Source organism: Nocardia sp. NPDC003999 (assembly GCF_053604885.1).
The window spans coordinates 19,783-38,638 of record NZ_JBSGIB010000004.1 but is presented as its reverse complement, the minus strand read 5'-3'; the positions used below and the strand labels follow the sequence as shown (position 1 = coordinate 38,638).

The 18,856-nt window shown below is 67.1% G+C and carries 18 protein-coding genes; 7 read left to right on the top strand and 11 right to left on the bottom strand.

Annotation, left to right across the window (positions count from 1 at the left end; genetic code table 11):
* Window positions 1–28 precede the first annotated feature (28 nt).
* Both ACWESM_RS10565 and ACWESM_RS10560 read left to right on the top strand, forming a co-directional pair.
* Window positions 29–499, top strand: coding sequence for an SRPBCC family protein (locus tag ACWESM_RS10565; RefSeq protein WP_355078867.1), 471 nt, complete (start codon window positions 29–31; stop codon window positions 497–499).
* Window positions 500–509: 10 nt separating this feature from the next.
* On the top strand, window positions 510–1,082 hold the full coding sequence (locus tag ACWESM_RS10560; RefSeq protein ID WP_355078866.1) for a ribonuclease H family protein: 573 nt from the start codon (window positions 510–512) through the stop codon (window positions 1,080–1,082).
* Window positions 1,083–1,159: 77 nt separating this feature from the next.
* Here ACWESM_RS10560 and ACWESM_RS10555 read toward each other — a convergent pair whose 3' ends face one another.
* The 9 genes from ACWESM_RS10555 to ACWESM_RS10515 all read right to left on the bottom strand — a co-directional run bounded on the left by ACWESM_RS10555 (window position 1,160) and on the right by ACWESM_RS10515 (window position 10,687).
* Window positions 1,160–1,915, bottom strand: a complete 756-nt coding sequence (locus ACWESM_RS10555; protein ID WP_355078865.1) for a hypothetical protein — start codon at window positions 1,913–1,915, stop codon at window positions 1,160–1,162.
* 132 nt (window positions 1,916–2,047) lie between these two features.
* The gene (locus ACWESM_RS10550; protein ID WP_355078864.1) at window positions 2,048–3,226 is read right to left on the bottom strand and encodes an MlaD family protein; all 1,179 of its coding nucleotides are present in this window, start codon (window positions 3,224–3,226) and stop codon (window positions 2,048–2,050) included.
* On the bottom strand, window positions 3,223–4,314 hold the full coding sequence (locus ACWESM_RS10545) for an MlaD family protein (RefSeq protein WP_364434286.1): 1,092 nt from the start codon (window positions 4,312–4,314) through the stop codon (window positions 3,223–3,225). The genes ACWESM_RS10550 and ACWESM_RS10545 overlap by 4 nt, the downstream gene beginning before the upstream one ends.
* Window positions 4,315–4,322: 8 nt before the next feature.
* Window positions 4,323–5,432 carry an MCE family protein gene (locus ACWESM_RS10540; protein WP_379249571.1) on the bottom strand — a complete coding sequence of 370 codons (1,110 nt, stop codon included), beginning with the start codon at window positions 5,430–5,432 and terminating at the stop codon, window positions 4,323–4,325.
* Window positions 5,429–6,430 (bottom strand): MCE family protein, encoded by a 1,002-nt coding sequence (locus ACWESM_RS10535; RefSeq protein WP_412806908.1) that lies wholly within the window; start codon window positions 6,428–6,430, stop codon window positions 5,429–5,431. Before ACWESM_RS10535 ends, ACWESM_RS10540 begins: the two co-directional genes overlap by 4 nt.
* Window positions 6,427–7,470 carry an MCE family protein gene (locus ACWESM_RS10530; protein WP_355078861.1) on the bottom strand — a complete coding sequence of 348 codons (1,044 nt, stop codon included), beginning with the start codon at window positions 7,468–7,470 and terminating at the stop codon, window positions 6,427–6,429. The genes ACWESM_RS10535 and ACWESM_RS10530 overlap by 4 nt, the downstream gene beginning before the upstream one ends.
* Complete coding sequence (locus ACWESM_RS10525) at window positions 7,467–8,957, bottom strand: MlaD family protein (protein ID WP_356963195.1); 1,491 nt, start codon at window positions 8,955–8,957, stop codon at window positions 7,467–7,469. The genes ACWESM_RS10530 and ACWESM_RS10525 overlap by 4 nt, the downstream gene beginning before the upstream one ends.
* A gap of 7 nt (window positions 8,958–8,964) precedes the next feature.
* Window positions 8,965–9,828, bottom strand: coding sequence for an ABC transporter permease (locus tag ACWESM_RS10520; RefSeq protein WP_355078859.1), 864 nt, complete (start codon window positions 9,826–9,828; stop codon window positions 8,965–8,967).
* A gap of 4 nt (window positions 9,829–9,832) precedes the next feature.
* Entirely contained in the window at window positions 9,833–10,687 is an 855-nt protein-coding gene (locus tag ACWESM_RS10515; RefSeq protein ID WP_355078858.1) for an MlaE family ABC transporter permease, read from the bottom strand.
* Window positions 10,688–11,212: 525 nt separating this feature from the next.
* On the opposite strand from ACWESM_RS10515, the gene ACWESM_RS10510 reads away from it, so the two are divergent.
* Complete coding sequence (locus ACWESM_RS10510; RefSeq protein ID WP_356963199.1) at window positions 11,213–11,887, top strand: S1 family peptidase; 675 nt, start codon at window positions 11,213–11,215, stop codon at window positions 11,885–11,887.
* Window positions 11,888–11,940: 53 nt separating this feature from the next.
* Here ACWESM_RS10510 and ACWESM_RS10505 read toward each other — a convergent pair whose 3' ends face one another.
* Window positions 11,941–13,386, bottom strand: a complete 1,446-nt coding sequence (locus ACWESM_RS10505; RefSeq protein ID WP_355078856.1) for an MFS transporter — start codon at window positions 13,384–13,386, stop codon at window positions 11,941–11,943.
* 41 nt (window positions 13,387–13,427) lie between these two features.
* Window positions 13,428–14,051 carry an LppU family putative lipoprotein gene (gene lppU / locus ACWESM_RS10500; RefSeq protein WP_356963201.1) on the bottom strand — a complete coding sequence of 208 codons (624 nt, stop codon included), beginning with the start codon at window positions 14,049–14,051 and terminating at the stop codon, window positions 13,428–13,430.
* A 186-nt stretch (window positions 14,052–14,237) separates the two neighbouring features.
* Here lppU and ACWESM_RS10495 point away from each other — a divergent pair, with 186 nt between their 5' ends.
* The 4 genes from ACWESM_RS10495 to ACWESM_RS10480 all read left to right on the top strand — a co-directional run bounded on the left by ACWESM_RS10495 (window position 14,238) and on the right by ACWESM_RS10480 (window position 18,715).
* Complete coding sequence (locus ACWESM_RS10495) at window positions 14,238–14,762, top strand: DUF6764 family protein (protein ID WP_355078854.1); 525 nt, start codon at window positions 14,238–14,240, stop codon at window positions 14,760–14,762.
* A 109-nt stretch (window positions 14,763–14,871) separates the two neighbouring features.
* Window positions 14,872–16,086: a serine hydrolase domain-containing protein gene (locus ACWESM_RS10490; protein ID WP_355078973.1), complete on the top strand. Its 1,215-nt coding sequence runs from the start codon at window positions 14,872–14,874 to the stop codon at window positions 16,084–16,086.
* 44 nt (window positions 16,087–16,130) lie between these two features.
* Complete coding sequence (locus ACWESM_RS10485) at window positions 16,131–17,504, top strand: cytochrome P450 (protein ID WP_397281348.1); 1,374 nt, start codon at window positions 16,131–16,133, stop codon at window positions 17,502–17,504.
* Between the two features lie 308 nt (window positions 17,505–17,812).
* A complete protein-coding gene (locus ACWESM_RS10480) occupies window positions 17,813–18,715 on the top strand; it encodes a L,D-transpeptidase (protein ID WP_379249588.1) in 903 nt (300 codons plus the stop codon).
* The last annotated feature ends 141 nt before the right edge of the window (window positions 18,716–18,856 follow it).

Sequence of the window (18,856 nt, the reverse complement as noted above, 5' to 3'; positions counted from 1 at the left end):
AACGCCAGTCGTGGAACAGGGAGGGCCTATGGGCCACATCAAGTACGCGAGTGACGTCGGAGCGCCCGTCGAGGTCGCTTTCAACTACACGGACAACCATCTATTCGTACCGGATTGGATGTTCGGGATCGCGGACTTCGTACCGACCGGCGACCAGGACCGCGGACTCGGCGCGGTCTTCGCCACCACCAGCCGCCTCGCGCTCTGGCAGCCGACCGCCACCTGCGAGATCACCGAATACCGCCGCAACGCGGTGATCGGGTACGCACTGCGCGGACATTTCTCCGGCACACTGCGGCTGCGCTTCGACCCGCTCGGTTACGGGCGCTCGGTGCTGACCTCCGAGGCGGAGTACAGTCCACCTCGCGGAGTGCTCGGACGCCTGAGCGCCGGCCTGCTCGACGCCGCGGTGAGAACGGCGTTGCGCCGCACGGAGTCGCGGTTACGGAGGGAGATAGAGGAATTCCACGGTACCGATCTTGTCGGTCGGATTGCGTAGGGTGCCAGCCATGATCATCGTGAGCACCGACGGATCCTGCCTCCGCAATCCCGGCGGCGCCATCGGCTGGGCTTGGGTCAATCATCAGGGCTCCTCGGCGAGTGGGGGAGCCGCTTCCGGAACCAACCAGGTCGCGGAGTTGCGCGCGGTGCTGGAGGCGATCGTCGCCCACCCCGGGTCCGAACCCCTGCTCATCGAGAGCGATTCGCTCTACGCCATCAAATGCGCCTCGGAGTGGGTGTCGGGATGGCGGCTCAACGGCTGGCGCACGTCGACCGGTGGGGCGGTGAAGAACGTCGAACTCGTCCGGCAGATCGATCGGGCCATCGCGAGCAGGCCGGGACCGGTCCGGTTCCGTTGGGTGCGCGGACACGTCGGCAACTATTTCAACGAGCAGGCAGACGCACTGGCCGGAGAAGCGGCTCGGCAGGCCGCGGTCACCGCGGCTGTCGCCGAGGCGAACACCGTGGAAATGCTCGCGGTGACTGTGGAGGAAACGCCGACGGCGCCGGAAGCGCCGAAAGACGAGGCCGCGGGGAAGGCGGCCGCGCCGTCGGCGCCACAGGCTCTGACGCTGTTCTGATGCGCCCGCCGAAGCGCCGCGAGCTGCCCGAATGACCTCCGGCGGTGGTGGCTCGGCCCACCGCCGGAGGCGCTCGGCTAGTTGCCCGGCTGCGGTACGGGCTGACCAGACGGTGCGGGCTGCCCCGGGGCGCCCGGCGCGGGAGCACCGCCCGGCGCGGGAGCGCCCGGCAGGCCGGTGCCCGCGCCCTTCAACATCGGCGAATCGAGCTTCTCGACCAGCCACTTGTCGCCCGACTTGTGCAGCTGGGCGATCACCACGACGAACTGCCGCTCGGGGTTGGCCTGGGTGAAGTTGGTCCGGTACTGCGTGAGGGTCACCAACACCTTGGCCGAGGTCTGGTCACCGGACTGGTAGCCGCACTGCACGTCATCGACCCAGGATTTGACCTTGGCCTGCACCATGGCGTCCTTCAACGCCTTGGTCGCGTCGTCGAACTCCTTGAGGAACTCGCCCGACGAGCCCGCCTTCACCGTGGTGAAGTAGTCGTCGAGATTCTTCGAGTAGTCGTAGACCGAGACGTCCTTGCCGAACGCGCACGCGGCGTTGGTCGAGTCGCGGATCGCGTCGAGCTTGTCGCCGCGATCCTTGCCCTGCAAGAAGAACACGACCACCGCGGTGATCGCGGCGACCGCGAGCACGCCGGCCACGAACGCGGCCACCAGCGGAAGCGAGGTGGATTTCCCGGCCTTGTCTGCCTTCTCCGCCTTGGACAGGTCGGGCTTCGCCGCGCCGGCGGCATCCTGCGACTTCTCGGTCACCGCGTCGGTGTCGTGGTCGGAGGCGGGCGTGGTCTCGGCGTCCTTGCCGGTCTCGGCGTCGTCGGTAGACATCGATAAAACCTGCACTTTCCCGGCGCGCGTCGGTGCGCACCGATTGGCTTCAGCGGCCCGCGACAGCGAACCTTACGGGTTCCACCGGCGAGTATGCCCGCCCGGCGGGACGACCGCCGGGCCGGGTACGACTCACCGCACCGGAGGCAGCGTCCGCTCGTTGGGATCCACACCCGGCGGCATGTGCGCGCCGTTGTCGGGCACGTCGGGCCGCGGCGCGTTGGCGGCGCCGCGGATCTGCTGACCCGGCGGCGGGTTCTCACAGTAGTTCCACTTCGGGATCGTGCCGTCCTGCACGACCTCGTTGCGGATCTTGGGAGTGTTGTAGGTGCAGAACGGCCGCGGCCAGATGTCGATCATCGCGTGGAACTCGCCGTCGTGCGCCGGAATGCCGAGCGCTTCGCCACCGAGCGCGAGCGAGGGGAACAGCGCGCGCAGCGCGGGCAGTCGCAGCTGCGCCGCCTTCGTGATCGCCTGGAAGTTGGTCGCCAGGCTGGTGATCGGATCGGCCGTCTTGTCCACCACCGCGCCCAGGCTGGTGAGCTGGCCCGGCGCCGTCTCCAGCACCCGTTGCAGTTCCGCGTTCGCCTTGTTGAACTGCTCGAACAGCACGCCGGAGTTGCTGGTCAGCGTGGCCAGATCGGGCTGCGCCATGGACGTGGTGTTCGCGATCGTGCGCAGGTTGGTGATCAGATTCGTGGTCTGCGGCAGCAGCGAATCCAGGCCCGCCATCGCCAAGCTGATGCCGTTGACCAGCCCGCGCAGCTGATCCGGGCCTCCGCTCAGCGCGATGTCCAGCTCGTTCAGGATGACCTGGAAGTGATCCGGGTCGATCTGCGCGATCAGGGCGCTGGAGTTGTCCAGCACCGACCACACCGGCGTGGGCGTGTGGATCTTGTCCGGATCGAACTTGATCACCGCGCCGTTGGCCAGATAGGGCCCCTGCTCGGCGTTCGGCCGGAAGTCGATGTACTGCTCACCCGCACCGGACAGCGCTTGCACCGCGATCTGGGTGTCCACCGGGATCTTGTACTTCGACTCGATCTGCGCGGTGGCGGCGATGGACTGGCCGCGATCGGTCAGCTGGATCGAGGTCACCTTGCCGATGCGCCAGCCGCGCAACGTCACGTCGTTGCCCGGCTGCAGACCACCGGAACGGTCCAGATTCACCGTGACCGTGTAGTCGGACCGCAGCGGGTTCACCCGCATCACGTTCACCATCAGGTAGGCGGCGCCGACCAGCAGCACGAGCACCAGACCCAGGTTCGACAGGAAGATCTTGCTTCCGAACACTTTGCGCACGGAGGTCATCGCTGGCCTCCCGCCACTCGACCCTGAACGAGTTGGAGCACCTGGATCAGGCTGCCCGCGAAGTCCTGCAAGTCGTTGAGATCCTGGAGCTTGCCGTGCTGCGGATCGGTGAGCGCGCTGATGTCCAGGTTGGTCGCGGTCGCGTACACCGCGAAACTGCTGCCGCGGAAGGTCGCGTCCACCTTCGGCCGAATTACGCGCAGCCGATCCAGCAGGACGCCGAAGCCGTCACCGGTCTTGGCGATCGCGTCCATCAGCTGATGGGTGTTCTGCAGCAGTCCGTTCAGGTTCTCGGTCGAGGTGTTCGCGTAGTCGCCCAGCGCGGCGCTGGTGGTGGACAGCTTGGTGAGCAGATCGCCGAGGGCCCGGTTGTTCTCGGCGATCGCGCCGATCATCTGCGGCAACGTGTCGGCCACCTCGCCGAGCTCCGAGCGCCGCCCCTCGATGGTGTTGGCGAGGGTGCTGAACTCGCCGAGCACGCTGTCCACCCGGGCGGAGTTGGCGTTCAAACTGCCGACCACTCCGGTCATCTCGGTGATCAAATGGGCGAGCTGCTCGCCACGCCCGCCGACGATGGAGTCCAGCTCCGAGCCGAGCTTGGAGAGGCTGGCGATGCCGCCGCCGTTGAACAGCATGGAGACCGAGATGAGCAACTGCTCGACGGTCGCGCCCGCCGAGGTGCTGTCGATGGTGAGCGTGTCGCCGTCGTGCAGCATTGCCGCGCCGGGCTCGGTCTTGGGCTTGGACACCGCGACGAACACGTCACCGAGCGGGGTGGCCTGACGCAGTTCCGCCGTGCTGCCCTTGGGCAACTCGATGTCCTTGCGGATGGTCAGGTCCACGATGGCCTGGAAGTTCTTGGTCTTGATGTCGGTGACCACGCCGACGTCCGAACCGCCGATCTTCACCTTCGCCTGGTCGGGCAGGTTCAGCGCGTTCTCGAAGACCGCGTGGATGGTGTAGGTCTCCCCGCCCTGGCCCGGTTTCGGCAGCGGCAGCTTCTCCACGGTGAGCCCGCAGCCGGAGGTGACCGCCACACCGGCCACCGCGGCGACGGCGACCAGTGCCCTGCGTGCCTTGATCGTCATTCGGTACGTCATTTCGTCAGTCCGAGCAGTGCGGCGGTGAGCCCGTAGTCGGGGCCGAAGTCCTGCATGTTCCCGGTGCGGCAGCCATCGGCCTTCATCTGGATGCGTTCGCAGAACAGGCTGACGATCTCACCCGACAGCGCGGTGCCGATCACCGCGTGCAATCGGACGTACTGGTGCTCGCGGTTGATGATGTTGTCGACGTTCTGCATGACCATCGGCGCCAGGTCGGCGACCTCGGTGAGGCCGCGAGCGTTGTCGCGCAGCTGCTGGGTCACGTTGGTCAGGCCGGTCATCGTGCCCTGCAACTGGTCCTGGTACTGCGTCAGCGTGGTGCTCGTGTTCTGCAGGAAGGCGAGCAACTGGTCGAGTGTGGCCTGCAAGCCGGGAGCCTGTTCGGCGAGCAGGCCGGTCATCTGGGTCACCCGGTTGCTGAAATCGCGCACCGACTGATCGTTGTCGGCCAGCATGGTGGTGAGGTCGTTCAGCTTGATGATGATGCTGGAGATCGCGTCCTTGTTGTCCACACCGACCTTCAGCGCGCTGGACAGCGCGTTGAGGGTGTCGCGGATCTTCTCGCCGTTGCCGTTGAGCATCGGGTACAGCACCCGGCCCGACAACGGGCCGAGGCCCTCCTGCCCCGGCTCCGGCTTCAACGCGGCGGCGAACTGATCAATGGTCTTGATCATCGTGTCCAGCTCGACCGGGGTCTTGGTGCGGGCCTTGGGCAGGTGCGAACCGTCGGACAAGGTCGCACCGCCGGTGTACACGGGGGTGAGTTCGATGTGCCGGTCGGTCACGATGGACGGCGAGATGATCGCGGCCATCGCGTCCTGCGGGATCTTCACGTCCTTGTCGAGGGACATGTGCACCTCGATCAGCGTGCCCTTGGGCACGATCTTGTCGACCTTGCCCACGTCGAGCCCGAGCACCGTGATCGGGTTGCCTTCGTAGATGCCCGCGATGTTGTCGAAGTCGGCGGTGATCCGCAGGGTGTTGCCCAACGCGTCGTTCACCGAACTCGGCAGCAGCGAGCAGCTGCCGACCGTCAGCGCGGCGGCGCTGATCAGGAGCGTCTTCGCGACGGTCCTCAGCGGAAAGCCCGTGCGGAATTTCATCCCTGGCACCCCTCGATAACTTGGGCGAAGCACAACCAGTTGTCCGGGAACAGCCACGGCAGGCCGACATCGCCGTACGGACCGCTGCCACCCCAGGAGTTGGCCAGGTAGCGCAGGGTCGGCGGCATGAGCGACAGCATCCGATCCAGGTTGTCCTTGTTCTTCTGCAGGCCCTCGGCCATGGTGTTCAGCTGCTGGATGGTCGGGCCGAGCTGATCGTTGTTCTCCGCGCCGATCGCCTCCAGCTGCTTGGTCAGCGCCGCGACGTTGTCCAGCAGTTGGCGCAGCAGCGCCTGGCGCTCCATCACCCGGTTGGCGATGGCCTCGCCCTGGGTGATCACCAGCAGGATGCTGTTGCGGTTGTCGGCGAGGATCCTTGTGACCCGATCCAGATCCTTGAGCAGGGCGTCCACTTCGGTCTTGCGGCTGTCGATGACCTTGGCCAGCGCGCCGACGCTGTCCAGCGCCTGGGCGGTGAGCTGGGGCGAGCCGTTCATCTGCTCGTTGATCAGGTTCAGCGAATCGGCCAGCTTCTTGGTGTCGAGCGCCTCGAACTTCGGGGTGCCGACCTGCACCACGTCGGCCAGGTTGTACGGAACCGTGGTGTTGGACACCGGGATCCGCTTGCCCTTCAGACCCGAGCCGTCGCCCGGCTCGAGGTCGACGTACCTGGCGCCGAGCAGCGTAGCCATCTTGATCGAGGCACGCGCGTCGGGGCCGAGTTTCACGTCGTCGCTGACGCTCAACGTGAGCAGCACGTGACTGCCCTCTAGTTCGGCGCCGACCACCCGGCCCGAGGACACCCCGGCGATGTTCACCTTGTCGCCGACCCTGATGCCCGCGGCCTGCACGAACTCGGCCTTGATCGACTGCTCGCCGACGCCGATCAGCTTGTAGACGCTGGACACCAGCAGCAGCACCACGATGAGGGCGCCGCCGATGATGCCCAACCAGAAGTACCGGTTGCTCTCGAACCTGGACCTGAGCTTCGTCATCATGGGCGGCACACCGCCGAGTGCGAGGTGCCACCGATCTGGGAGAACAGGCCGCGGGGGAACAGGACGCCGTAGAGCGACACGTCCAGGCCGCACAGGTAGGCGTTGGCGTAGCCGCCCTCCGAGGTGTGCCTGCCCGCCGCCGACAGGACGTTCGGCAGGTCGATCGCGGCTTGGTCGAGCTTGGCGCCGTTGTCGAGCAGTAGCGTCAGCGCCGCGCTGGTGGAGTTCTGCGCCGTGCGCAGACTCGGCTGGACCCGGTCGAGCATGCCGACCACCGATGTGGTCGCGCTCGCGATCTGCTCGGTCGAGGCGAGCAACGACTGTCCCTGTTCGTACAGCCCGCCGATCAAGGCCCGGGTCTGGGTCACCAGGGTCTCCAATTCATCACCTCGTTTCGCCAACCCGGACATAACGCCCGACAGGTTGGTGATCACATCGGACAGGATCGCGTCCCTGCGCTGGAAGTCGGTGGCCAGCTGGGCGGCCTGGACGATGAACGCGCTCAGCGAGACGCCGTCACCTTGCAATGCCTGGATGAAGGTTTCCGACAGCCGGTTGACCTGTTCGGGCTGCAACACCTGGAACAGCGGCTGGAACCCGTTCAACAGACCCGACACGTCGAACGACGGCTCGGTGCGGTCGATCGGGATGGAACCGTTGTTCTTCAGCGGCGCGGGGTTCGACCCCTTGCCGGGGGCCAGCGCCACGTACCGCTGACCGATCAGATTCTGGTAGCGGACCAGCGCTTTGGTGTCGTTGTAGATCGTCTGGTCGCGCTGCACCACGAAGGTGACCTTGGCGACCGACTTCTTCAGATTCCCGTCGCGGCCGAGCTCGATCTTCTCGACCTTGCCGACCCGAACGCCCGCCATGCGGACGTCGTCGCCCTCGTGCAGGCCGAGCACATCGGAGAACGTGGCGGAGTAGGTGTAGGTGTCGCCGCTGACGATGCGCGCCAGCGTGTTCCACACCACCACCGTCACCAGGATCGACACGATGGCGAAGATGCTGAATCCGATCAGCGGTTTGCGAATGCTCATCGTGCGGCACCGTTGTCGGCCACCTGCATGGTTCCGCCCTTCAGAATCGTGCTCAGCAGCAGGTATTCGGCGGTGGTCGGCGTGCGGCCGAGCAGCGCGGTGATCGCCGAGTCACCCCGGTAGGAGATCGGCGCCGCCGACGGCGTGCCCCCCGGCGCGGCGGCCGGAGCCGCGGGCGCTGGAGCCGCGGCGGGCGGGAGCAGGCCCGGGGGCAGCATGGGGAACAGACCCTCGAGCGGGGTGCCCGCGAACGGAGCGGGAGCGCCGCCGGTCGGGGCGGCCGCGGTGGCGCGGTTCGGATCCGGGGTGGTGACGCCGGGAATCAGCGGCAGACCGGGCATCGGCACCACCGGAGGAAGCCCGGCGGCCGAGGCGAGCGCGCGCGGCTTCAGCTGCTCCGGCAGCTCGCCGACATCGGCGACAGCGGGGGCGGTGTAGCAGCTCGGTCCGACCATCTCGCCGTAGCGCGGGCAGTCGGCCACGGTGTAGGGCCGGTACGGGGTGAGCGTGATGCCCGCGTCCCAGACCTGCTGCTTCTGCGGACCCCAGGTGAACGTTGTGTCCATCCGGCGCATGGTCTCGCTGAGGTTCAGCAGGCTCCTGGTGATCGCGTCGGGGTCCGCGGCGAGGGCGCCGAACATGTCGTTCGTGCCCGCGGTGACCTCGATACCCACGTTCGGGTTACGCGCGAACAGGTCGTTCACCGTGTCGATGGTTCCGCTGGTGCCGGTGATCAGCGAGACCAGCTCGCTGCGCCGGTCGGCAATGGTGCGTGCGGTCTGCACCGAGCTGCCGAGCACGTCGACCAGCTCGGGCGCGGACTGGTTGAGCGCGTGGAACGACGCGGAGAAGTCGCCGAGCAGCACACCGAGATCGGGAATCGACTCGTCGACGGCCAGCAGCCAGCGGTCCAGCCGCTCGACGGTGGAGCCGGGCATCCGGCCGCTGCCGTCGAGAGCCTGCGACAGGGTGCCCAGCACTCGGCCGAACTGCACCGGATCGATCTTGTCGAGGATGTTGCGGACCGTGGTGAGCGTGTCCTGCAGCGCGATGGTGCCCTTGCTGCGGTCTTCCTCGATGACCGAGCCCTCGTGCAGGTACTGGTCGGCCGGACCGTTGAAGACGAGTTCCACGGAGGTGACGGCGAACAGGTTGCTCGGCACCACGCGAGCGGTCACGTTGGACGGGATGTCGCCGGCGAACTCCGGCTTCATCTCGATCCGCACCTGCTGCAGCTCGCCCTTGGCCGCCACGTCGACCGTCTTCACCGCGCCGACGAGCACGCCGCGGAACTTGACGTCGGCCTGCTCGGGCAGACCGTCACCCGTGGTGGTCAGGTTCGCGGTGACGTTGACCTTCTCCTGGAAGTAGCCCTTGTAGCGCAGCATCAGGAAGCCGAGCACCAGCGCGAACACGACCAGACCGCACACGCCTGCGATGAGCAGCTGCCGCATCGTGGGCCCGCGCCCACTGGGATCGATGATCATCTGGTGTCTACCCCGAGATCCGGATGCCGGGGTTGACGCCCCAGATCGCCAATGTCATGAACAGGTTCGCGAAAACGACCGCGATGATGCACATCTTGATCGCGCGGCCCGCGGCCACGCCGACGCCCTCGGGGCCACCGGAGGCGAAGAAGCCGTAGTAGCACTGGATGAACGTGGTGATCGCGACGAACAGGATCGCCTTGATCAGCGAATAGATGACGTCGGTCGGGACGAGGAACTGGTAGAAGTAGTGCTGGTAGGTGCCGGTGGCGGTGCCGCCGATCAGCTGCACCGTCAGCGAGCAGGAGACGTAGGCCATCGTGAGGCCGAGGCAATAGAGCGGGATGATGGCCACCATCGACGCGAACATCCTGGTGCTGATCAGATACGGCAGCGGCCGGATGGCGATGGACTCCAGCGCGTCGATCTCCTCGGAGATGCGCATGGCGCCGAGCTGCGCGGTGAACCGGCAGCCCGCCTGAGCGGCGAAGGCCAGCGTGGCGAGCAGCGGGCCGAGTTCGCGAGTCGTCGCGAACGCCGAGATCGCACCCGTGATCGGACTCAGGCCGAGCAGGTTCAGCGAGTTGTAACCCTGGATGCCGACGGTCATGCCGCCGAACGCACTCAGAATGACGACGACGCCGATGGTGCCGCCGCCGACGACGAGGTTGCCGTTGCCCCAGGTGACATCCGAAAGCAGGCGCCACACTTCCTTGGGGTAGTGCCGCAGCGCCAGCGGGATCGAGCCGATCGAACGCAACAGGAAGAACACCTGGTGGCCGAGCCTGGCGAGCAGATCGACCGGAGCCTGCGCGGATTTCCGGAACGCCTGGAGAGGCCGCAGCAGCGGCGGTACATAGGTTGATGACACCGGCTCAGACCACCTGTGACGGGAATAGTGCGTTGTAAACCTGGGTGATGATGAGGTTCACCCCGAACAGCATGATGGCGGAGCTCACCACGGCGGAATTCACCGAGTTCGCGACACCGCCGGGACCGCCCCGGGTGTTCAATCCGGTGTCGCAGGCGATGATTGCCGCCAGCAGACCGAAAATCAGCGATTTCGCCAGAGCGACAAGCAGATCGGTGGTAACCGCGAACGAAGAGAAGGTGCCGACGTAGGAACCCGGCGTACCGTTCTGCGCGAAGATATTGAAGATGTAGCCGGTCAAGAAGCCGACGAAGACGACGAAGCCGCACAGCAGCACGCTCACCAGCATCGCCGCGCCCAGACGCGGAGCGACCAGCCTGCGCATCGGATCGACGCCCATCACCTTCATGGCGTCGATCTCCTCGCGGATGGTGCGCGAGCCGAGATCGGCGCAGACCGCGGAGCCGACGGCGCCCGCGATCATCAGCGAGGTGACCAGCGGAGCGCCCTGCTGGATGATGCCGAGGCCGTTGGCCGCGCCGATGAACGAGGTGGCGCCGACCTGCCCGGCGACCGAGCCGACCTGAATCGAGACGATGACGCCGATCGGGATGGCGACCAGCAGCGTGGGCGCCGCGGAGACGCTGGCCATGAACGCGCACTGCCGGACGAACTCAGCGAAAGGGAAGCGCCTGCGGAAAATCGAGACGAACAGTTCGGCGACAGCGGCGAAGCCCATCGTGATCTGTCTGCCGAAGGTCTCCAGCGAACGCTTGGGATGATCTTGCCAGTAAGACCTCGTCCAATCGACCGCACCACTGAACCGTGACCCTGATGGTGGACTCTCGGTCGACTGCACTGGCTAATCCTCCTCGACGCCGGTTGGTAGCCCCGGCGACTCGTTTGCTTGACGCACCTTACTACGGAGTAGTGCAGAACACACCATCCACTTGTGATCGCAGTCATAGATGTTCCTCACCGTTGCCGGAAAGCAATGGTTAGGGCGCGGAACATTGGGAACCACACCAAAGTTGACCAGCCGAGCTCTGGCACAAGCTACAGCCGAGCTGCGGGAATGCCCGATCGCTTCCGGTCATTCGGCGAATTACTTTGGATAATTCTCATCGAAAATCGGATTTGTTTCCGGAGACCAACGCGACGCCTCCTTACTATCATCGAGGCACGAACGGCCACGCGATTTTCACAATTGCGATAGCGAATCGCTATTGGGCTCGTAAGATACATTTGATCACAGTTGTATGAAATAGGATTGAAGCCCCGAGCAGTGGGGACAACCCCGTAGTGGTGACGCGCCCGAGACCGATTACTGACACGATGGGTGCGACAGATTGATATCGTGCGGGCTTCCGACGTCTGGAGGGACATGTTCAGCAAACTCGCCAAGGTGGCCAACGCCGCCTTCGCCGTCGCCCTGGGCGCGGCGCTGCTCGGCACGGGCGCAGGGGCCGCTAACGCCGACCCGGGCCCGCCGGTGTTGGGCGGTGGATCCGGCATCATCATCGACAACCAGTTCGAGTGCACGGTCACGACGGTCGGCCACGACAACGCGGGCCGTCTGGTCGGCCTGACCGCAGGTCACTGCGGCGACCCTGGCGCACAGGTCTACGCCGAATCCGATCGGGGCTCTGGCGTGATCGGCCGGTTCGCCTACTCCAACCACGATCTCGACTACGCCGTCATCCAGTTCGATCCGGGCAAGATCACCCCGGTGAACCGGGTCGGCAACGTCACTATCACCGGAGTCGGTGCGCCTGCCAGCTTCCCGCAGATCGTCTGCAAGGAAGGGCGCACGACCGGCAACACCTGTGGTCTCGCCTGGGGTGACGTCTTCCGGACGAACGTCGAGACCTGGAGCCAGATGTGCGTGGTCGAAGGCGACTCCGGTGCGCCGGTCGTCGTCGGTACGACGCTGGTCGGCATGGTGAACGCTTACCTGGCCATCGCCTGCTTCGGTCCTGAGGTCGGGACCAACATGAGCGCGATCATGGCCGACATCAACGGACGCGGCGGTGTCGGGGCGGGTTACATCCCGATCTGATCGCCGGCGAATCCCGACGAGCGGCCCGAACGCGAGCGACGCGTTCGGGCCGCTCATTTTTCGCTGGGCGCCACCGCCGGACCCGCGACCGCGCACTGCGGCATGCAGTCGACGCTGTCCAGCGTGGGTGCGTGCCGCTCGGGACGCAGCAATACGGCGGCGAGCACCGCGCCGGTCACCAACAGCCCGGCGCTCAGCCACATCGCGGTGGCGAAGCCCTGGTCGAAGGCGGCCGGATCACCCAGCGCGCCCGAAATGCCCGCGAGTCCGGGCAGCGCCGCCACCGCGAGCAGTTGCGCGGTGCGCGCCACGGCGTTGTTCACGCCCGAGGCGATGCCCGCCTCGCTCGCTGGCACCGCGCCGAGCACCGCACCGGTGAGCGGCGCGACCAGCGCGGCGAGCCCCAGCCCGAAGACGAGAACACCGGGCAGTACATCGGTGAGATAGGTGGTGTCGGGCCCGATGCGCTGCAACAGCACCAGGCCCGCCGCCGCCAGCAGCGGTCCCGTGGTCATCGGGATGCGCGGTCCGTGCCGCTGCGCCCAGCGCCCGGCGGGAGCCGACAGCGCCAGCATGATCAACGTGATCGGCACGGTCGCGACGCCGGACATCAGCGGCGAGTACCCCGCCACCAGTTGCAGTTCCAGCACCAACAGGAAGAACACGCCACCGAGGGCGGCGTAGACCGCGAGCGTCACAAGGTTCGCCGCGGTGAACACCCGCGAGCGGAACAGCGAGGGCGGCACCAGCGGGTGGTCGCTACGCAGTTCGATCACGACGAACGCCAGCAGCAGCGCGACGCCTGCCACGACGAGGACGGGCATCTTGTCGATCAGTCCGAGGGTCAGCGCACCGAGCGCCAGCGCCACCACCAATGCGCCGGGCACGTCGAGTTCGGGGGCGGCGTCGGGATCGTGGCTCTCTGGCACATGCCGCAACGCGACCAGCACGACCACGAGGGTCAGCGGAACGTTGAGGAAGAAGATGGAGCGCCAGCCCGCGATGTCGATGAGCCAGCCGCCGAGGAACGGGCCGAGCGCGCCCGCCACACCGCCGAAGCCGGACCACAGGCCGATCGCCGCGCCTTGATCTCGGCGATCGATGGACGAGGAGATCAGAGCCAGGCTGCCCGGTGTGAGCATCGCGCCCGCGACGCCCTGCAGGATCCGGGCCGCGACCAGCAACTCGATGGTCGTCGCGACGCCGCACAGCACCGAGGCGACCGCGAAAGCCACGGTGCCCCAGACGAACACCCGGCGACGGCCGAGCTTGTCGCCGAGCGACCCGCCGAGCAGGATGAACGACGCGAGGGTCAGGGTGTAGCCGTTCAACGTCCATTGCAGCCCGGCGACGTCCGTGTCCAGCGATTCCCCGATCCGCGGCAGCGCGATGTTGACGACCGTCGCGTCGAGCGAGGCGACCGACGATCCGAGGATGGTGGCCAGCAGGATCCAACGACCGGTGCCCGACCGCAGCCGCGGTAGCTCGGTGGTGCTCACCTACCCCAACCTAGTGGCAGGCAGGCGTTGGGAAGTCCGGGTCAGAGTTCCTGGACGCAGATGACGAAACGGCGCTTGTCGTAGACGTATCCGGTGCCGCTGCCGCAGACGTTCACGTCATCGGCGCTGTCCACGCGCTTGACCACCTTCACGCCCTTCACCGGGGAGGAACCGGTGCAGTCGATGCGCTTGGGGTCGTCACCGCCGACGTCCATGCAGCCGCCGACCACCCAGTCGATGTCCAGGCACAGCGCGCCCTGCTCGATGCCGTTGACGGTCTCGGCGTAGTAGTTGTCGGCGTCGCTGCTGCACTGCGAGCTCTTCGCCGCCTTCGCGATCACCTTGTAGTTCGACTCGCGGCTGCCGCACGACGCCTTCTCGATGGTGGCGTTGGTGGTGGTGCCGCCGAGCTTCACGCAGTCGCCGATGCTCGCGTCGAAATCGGTGTTTCCGCTCGGCTTGCTCGGCGTCGGCTTGCTGGTGCTCGGCGTCGGCCTGCCCGAGGACGGCTTCGGCGTGTTGGTCACCGACACCGCGTCGATCGTCCCGTCCACGGCAGGCTGGGCGGTACCGCTGATCGTGGAAGTGCAGCCGACCAGCGACAATCCGGCCGCGACGGCCAATCCGGCGAAAGCGAGACGACCCCAGGTCAGTTGACGAGACACGTACAGTCCTCCCGAGCTGTAACGCCGGCGAACTCACGCCCCCGTGATCCGAAGTTGCCATGCTGCGCTTGAAATACCACGCCATGAATACACCATCGACCGAGCGCACGTCGAGCCGGAGCCGGAAACGAACCGCCGCCAAGAGCTCTGGGTATGGTGGGTTTTCTGGTGCGAGAGGAGTTCCCGGTGAAGCTGATCAGCGCAATCGCGTGTTCCACCGCCGCGATCGGAGGCTCCCTCTTCGTTCCGGGTATGGCTGCCGCCACCGATGTGCACTGCCGATCCGAGCACGGAACCGATGTCACCCTCATCGATGGGGAGACGGCCTGCCGCGCGGCGACCGATAGCTACGGCCAGGCCCGTGCCACCGGGATCGACGGTGTGGGCTACGCCAACGCGACCTCGGGCGCGACGGCCATCGGGATCGGCGCTGCGGGAGGCGTCGGTGCGAGCGAGGGCGCGGGCGGGGTCCCCGTCGCGCTCGGTCTCGGCCCGGACGCCGTCGCCATGACCTCGACCACGGAACCGGGCATGCGGACGTTCGCGATCTCGATCGCGTTGGAAGGGTCGCGAGCGGGGGTGGAGACCGCCGAACAAACGGTCGTCTGTCTGGGCGCGGCGGCCTTCGCGTGGAATGCCGACAGCGGCGACGCGTGCCTCGCCACGCCTTTTGGGCTCTGGCGCACCCATGGAACGGGTTACCCTGGTTGACCAGCCCAGCTAACGGCGGTCAGGAGGTGACCCCATGGTTTCGGCAATGGCGGCGGACGACTTCGAACCCGCCGATTCGGCCAGCGGAAAGCTGGCGGCACCGCATGAAATGCTGGTCGATCCGCGTTTCATCCGGCTGGCAGATCAGTTCTTCGGCCTGTTCGCTCAGCCTGCGCGCGGTGGCGGGGCGCTCGCGGTCTACCTCGACGGCAAGCCGGTGGTCGATATCTGGGCAGGCTGGGCGGACAAGGAGCGGCGCTGGAACGGCGATACCGTCGCGCTGACCTTCTCCACGGGTAAGGGCGTGGCCTCGACGGTCGTCCACCGCCTGGCCGAACGGGGTCTGATCGACTACGACATTCCGATGGCCGAGTACTGGCCGGAGTTCGCCGCGCACGGTAAAGACGACATCACCGTCCGTGACGTGCTCTGCCACCGCGCCGGCTTGCACCGGGTGCGCGGCCTGGTTCCCGGCCGCGAAGGCATCCTGCACTACGACGCCGTGGTCCGCGCCCTGGCCGAGAGTCCGGCGGACCCCCGGCGCATCCGTACCTCTGGCTATCACGCGATCACCTTCGGCTGGCTGGTCGCCGAACTCGTGCAACGGGCGACGGGCACACCGTTCACCGAGGTGTTGCGCACCGAGATCGCCGAGCCGCTCGGCATGGACGAGTACTGGTTCCGCGTCCCGGAATCCGAACGGCACCGGATCGCCAAGATCTACCGCCACCTCGGACCGCCGGGAATCCGCTGGAACACCGCCTCCTCCGTACTGTCCTGGGTGCGGCCGGTGCGCGGCCTGGCCGAGGCGGGCATGCCGGAAAGCTTCGACGAACTGGTCCACGACCCCCGGGTGCACGACGCGGTGATGCCGGGCTGGAATGGCGTGTTCTCCGCGCGCGCACTGGCGCGTATGTACGGCGCGTTGGCCAACGGCGGCGTGGTCTACGCAGCCAATGCGGACCGGAAGCCGCCCGGGGTCGGCGCCGAGCAGACCGTGCGGTTCCTGGATCCGCGGACGATCGAGACGATCGGGCAGGTGCAGCCCACCCAGAGCCGGGACTACGTACTCGGTGTGCCGATTCATTTCACACTCGGTTACCACCGCCCGGTACTGATGTCCAAGCAGCAGCCGAGGCACGCGTTCGGCCATTACGGCGTCGGCGGGTCCGGCGCGTACGCCGATCCGGATCTCCGCATGTCGATCGCGTTCGTCACCAACGGGCTCGGCAGCATGGTGACCGCGCTCGGCGACGCCAGGCTGGCGCGGCTGGCGGCGACGGCGCAGGGCACGGTGCGCAAGCACAAGCAGGCCGCGGGCTAGCTTCGAACCGCTCCGGTCGCGGCCTCGTGTTTCTCGGTATGGACGTGAGCACACCACGAACCGAGGCGGGTGCCTGCCGGGCGGGACCGCGTGCGCCGCGCGCGACCGTGCTGCACGCCCTGGCCGCGGGCAGCGATTTCGATCGGTACTTCCGCTGGCGCAGGGCGCGGGAAGGCGACCCGTTCTACGTTCGATTTCCCGGCTTCGGCGCGGTGCTGTTCACCGGGACGGCCGCCGGCGCCCGCGAGTTGTTCCGCTCGCCGGTGATGTTCTCCGAGCCGCCGCGTCCGAATCCGATCGAACCGATGGTCGGCGCCGCGTCGCTGATCCTGGCTTCGGGCGAGCGCCATCGCCGCGACCGCGCCCTGCTCACCCCCGCCTTTCACAGTGCCCGGATACGGGAGTACGGCGCGTTGATCCAGGAAGCGACCGTACGGGAGCTGGCCGGAGAGAGCGGTCAGAAGTGGGCGGCGGGTACGCGTATCGATGCGCGGGCGGCGGCGCGAGCCCTCACGCTCCGGGTGATCACGACGGTGGTGTTCGGTGCACGCGACCCGCGGCGGCAAGCGGAGTACACCACCGCGGTGGCGGACTTCATCACCGCGTTCTCCGGGCCGTTGCTGCTGTTGCCCACGCTGCGCCGCGGACTGCACGGGCACGGGCCGTGGGACCGGTTCCGCGCCGCACGGGAGCGACTGGATCGGTTGATCCGAGCCGACATCGCACACCGGCGTCAGCATCCCGCCACACCATCCGCCGACGTACTCGACATGTTGCTGTCCGCTTATCCCGACGACGCCGACGACGAGTTGTGCGAGCAGATACGGACCATGCTGGTTGCCGGGCACGAGACCACCGCGACCTCCCTGGTCTGGGCACTGTTCCGGCTGCACCGCGCACCCGAGGCACTGGCCCGCCTGCGGCGCGAGCTCGACGACGCCGGTCGGGAGGCCGGTCCGGCGGAGCTGGCCGCACTGCCCTACCTCGATGCCGTCTGCCAGGAGACCCTGCGGCTGCACCCGCCGGTACCGATCGTCCTGCGCCGGCTGACCGAACCGTTCGCGCTGCGCGGCGTCACGCTCGCACCGGGCGAGACGATGGGGATAGCGGTGCCATTGCTGCACTCCGATCCCGAGGTGTGGACCGACCCGGGGCGCTTCGACCCGTCCCGCTTCGTCGACCGCCGCTACCGGCCGTTCGAGTTCGCGCCGTTCGGCGGCGGCCATCGGCGCTGCATCGGCGCGACCCTCGCGGACTACGAGTTGCGGATCGCGCTGGCCACCATCCTGGCGCGGGTAAGCCTGTGGCTCGCCCCGCGGTATGCGCGCGGAAGCGTCCCGCTCTCGGTGCCGCACAATATCGCGACCGGTCCGCGTCGCCCGATTTTGTTCGACGTGGTCAGTGAGCTTCGTCACTAATAAGTTTGCTGTGAACCGTCTTTCGCGAATCGAGCGACCGCGCTCCGAGGTTGTCCGATCCGTCGTGACCGGCACATTTGCCCGCTTCGATACCCAATCAGAGCGTTTGTGACCTATGCCACAACAAGCACTGGTGCTGCATCAATCTGAAACGCGGGTGGATACGACGCGCGTCCGGACGGTAGGAATGGACGACGGGTCGGGCCGTCGATACCAGTGGGGCGCTCTTCTGGCTCCGCGCTGAAATGAAGAAATCTCGCTACGCGCGCGTTCGCGTGCGCGCGAGAGATGGAATGGACGAGAAACCTATGCATGCCGCTTTGCACACCGGGTCGTCGCCTGCTCCCCGCAAGGGAGCGCGGCTAGCCCGCCGGATGCGCGAGGGCGTCCTGCTGTCGGCCGCGATCGCGGCAGCCGGTGTTCTGCTCGTCGCGCCCGCTCAGGCCGAACCGCTTCCTCCGGGGATCGGCACCGGCTCGGCCGCCGCCGCCACCGAGCCCGAGCCGCAGGCGAACTTCGCTCCGCCCTCGATCAACATCGCCGACGGCGAGGTCGTCGGCGTCGCGCAGCCGATCATCATCACCTTCAAGGAACCGGTGGCCGATCACGCCGCCGCCGAGAAGGCCATCAAGATCACCGCCTCGAAGTCAGCGCCGGGACACTTCTACTGGCGCGGCGACAAGCAGGTGCGCTGGCGGCCGGACGAGTTCTGGCCGGACAACACCGACGTGCAGGTGCAGGCGGGCGGCACCACCAGCTCGTTCCGCATCGGCGACGCCTTCGTGACCACCGCCGACGACGAGACGCACACCATCACCATCACCCGCAACGGCGAGGTGGTGAAGGAGATGCCCACCTCGATGGGCAAGCCCAAGCACGAGACGCCGAACGGCACCTACATCGTCGGCGAGCAGCTGCGCAAGATGACCATGGACTCGTCGACCTACGGTGTTCCGGTCACCGACCCCGAGGGCTACAAGCTCGAGGTCGAGTACGCGACCCGCATCTCCAACAGCGGCATCTTCGTGCACGCCGCGCCGTGGTCGGTCGCCCAGCAGGGCGTCTCCAACGCCAGCCACGGCTGCCTGAACGTCAGCACCGAGGACGCCAAGTGGTTCTTCGAGAACGCGCGCCGCGGCGACCCGGTGATCGTGCAGAACACCCAGGGCGGCACGCTCAGCGCAAGTGACGGCCTGGGGGACTGGAACTAAGTTGCGGTAACCCCGCAGCGGCGCGAAGCCGAACATTACGATCAATTGCTCGAAGTAGCCGATCGTAGTGTTTGGCTTTTGCTCTACTTGGCCCGTGCGCGAGAAGTTCAGCGCGACGGCGGGCGATCGTAACCGGCTGTT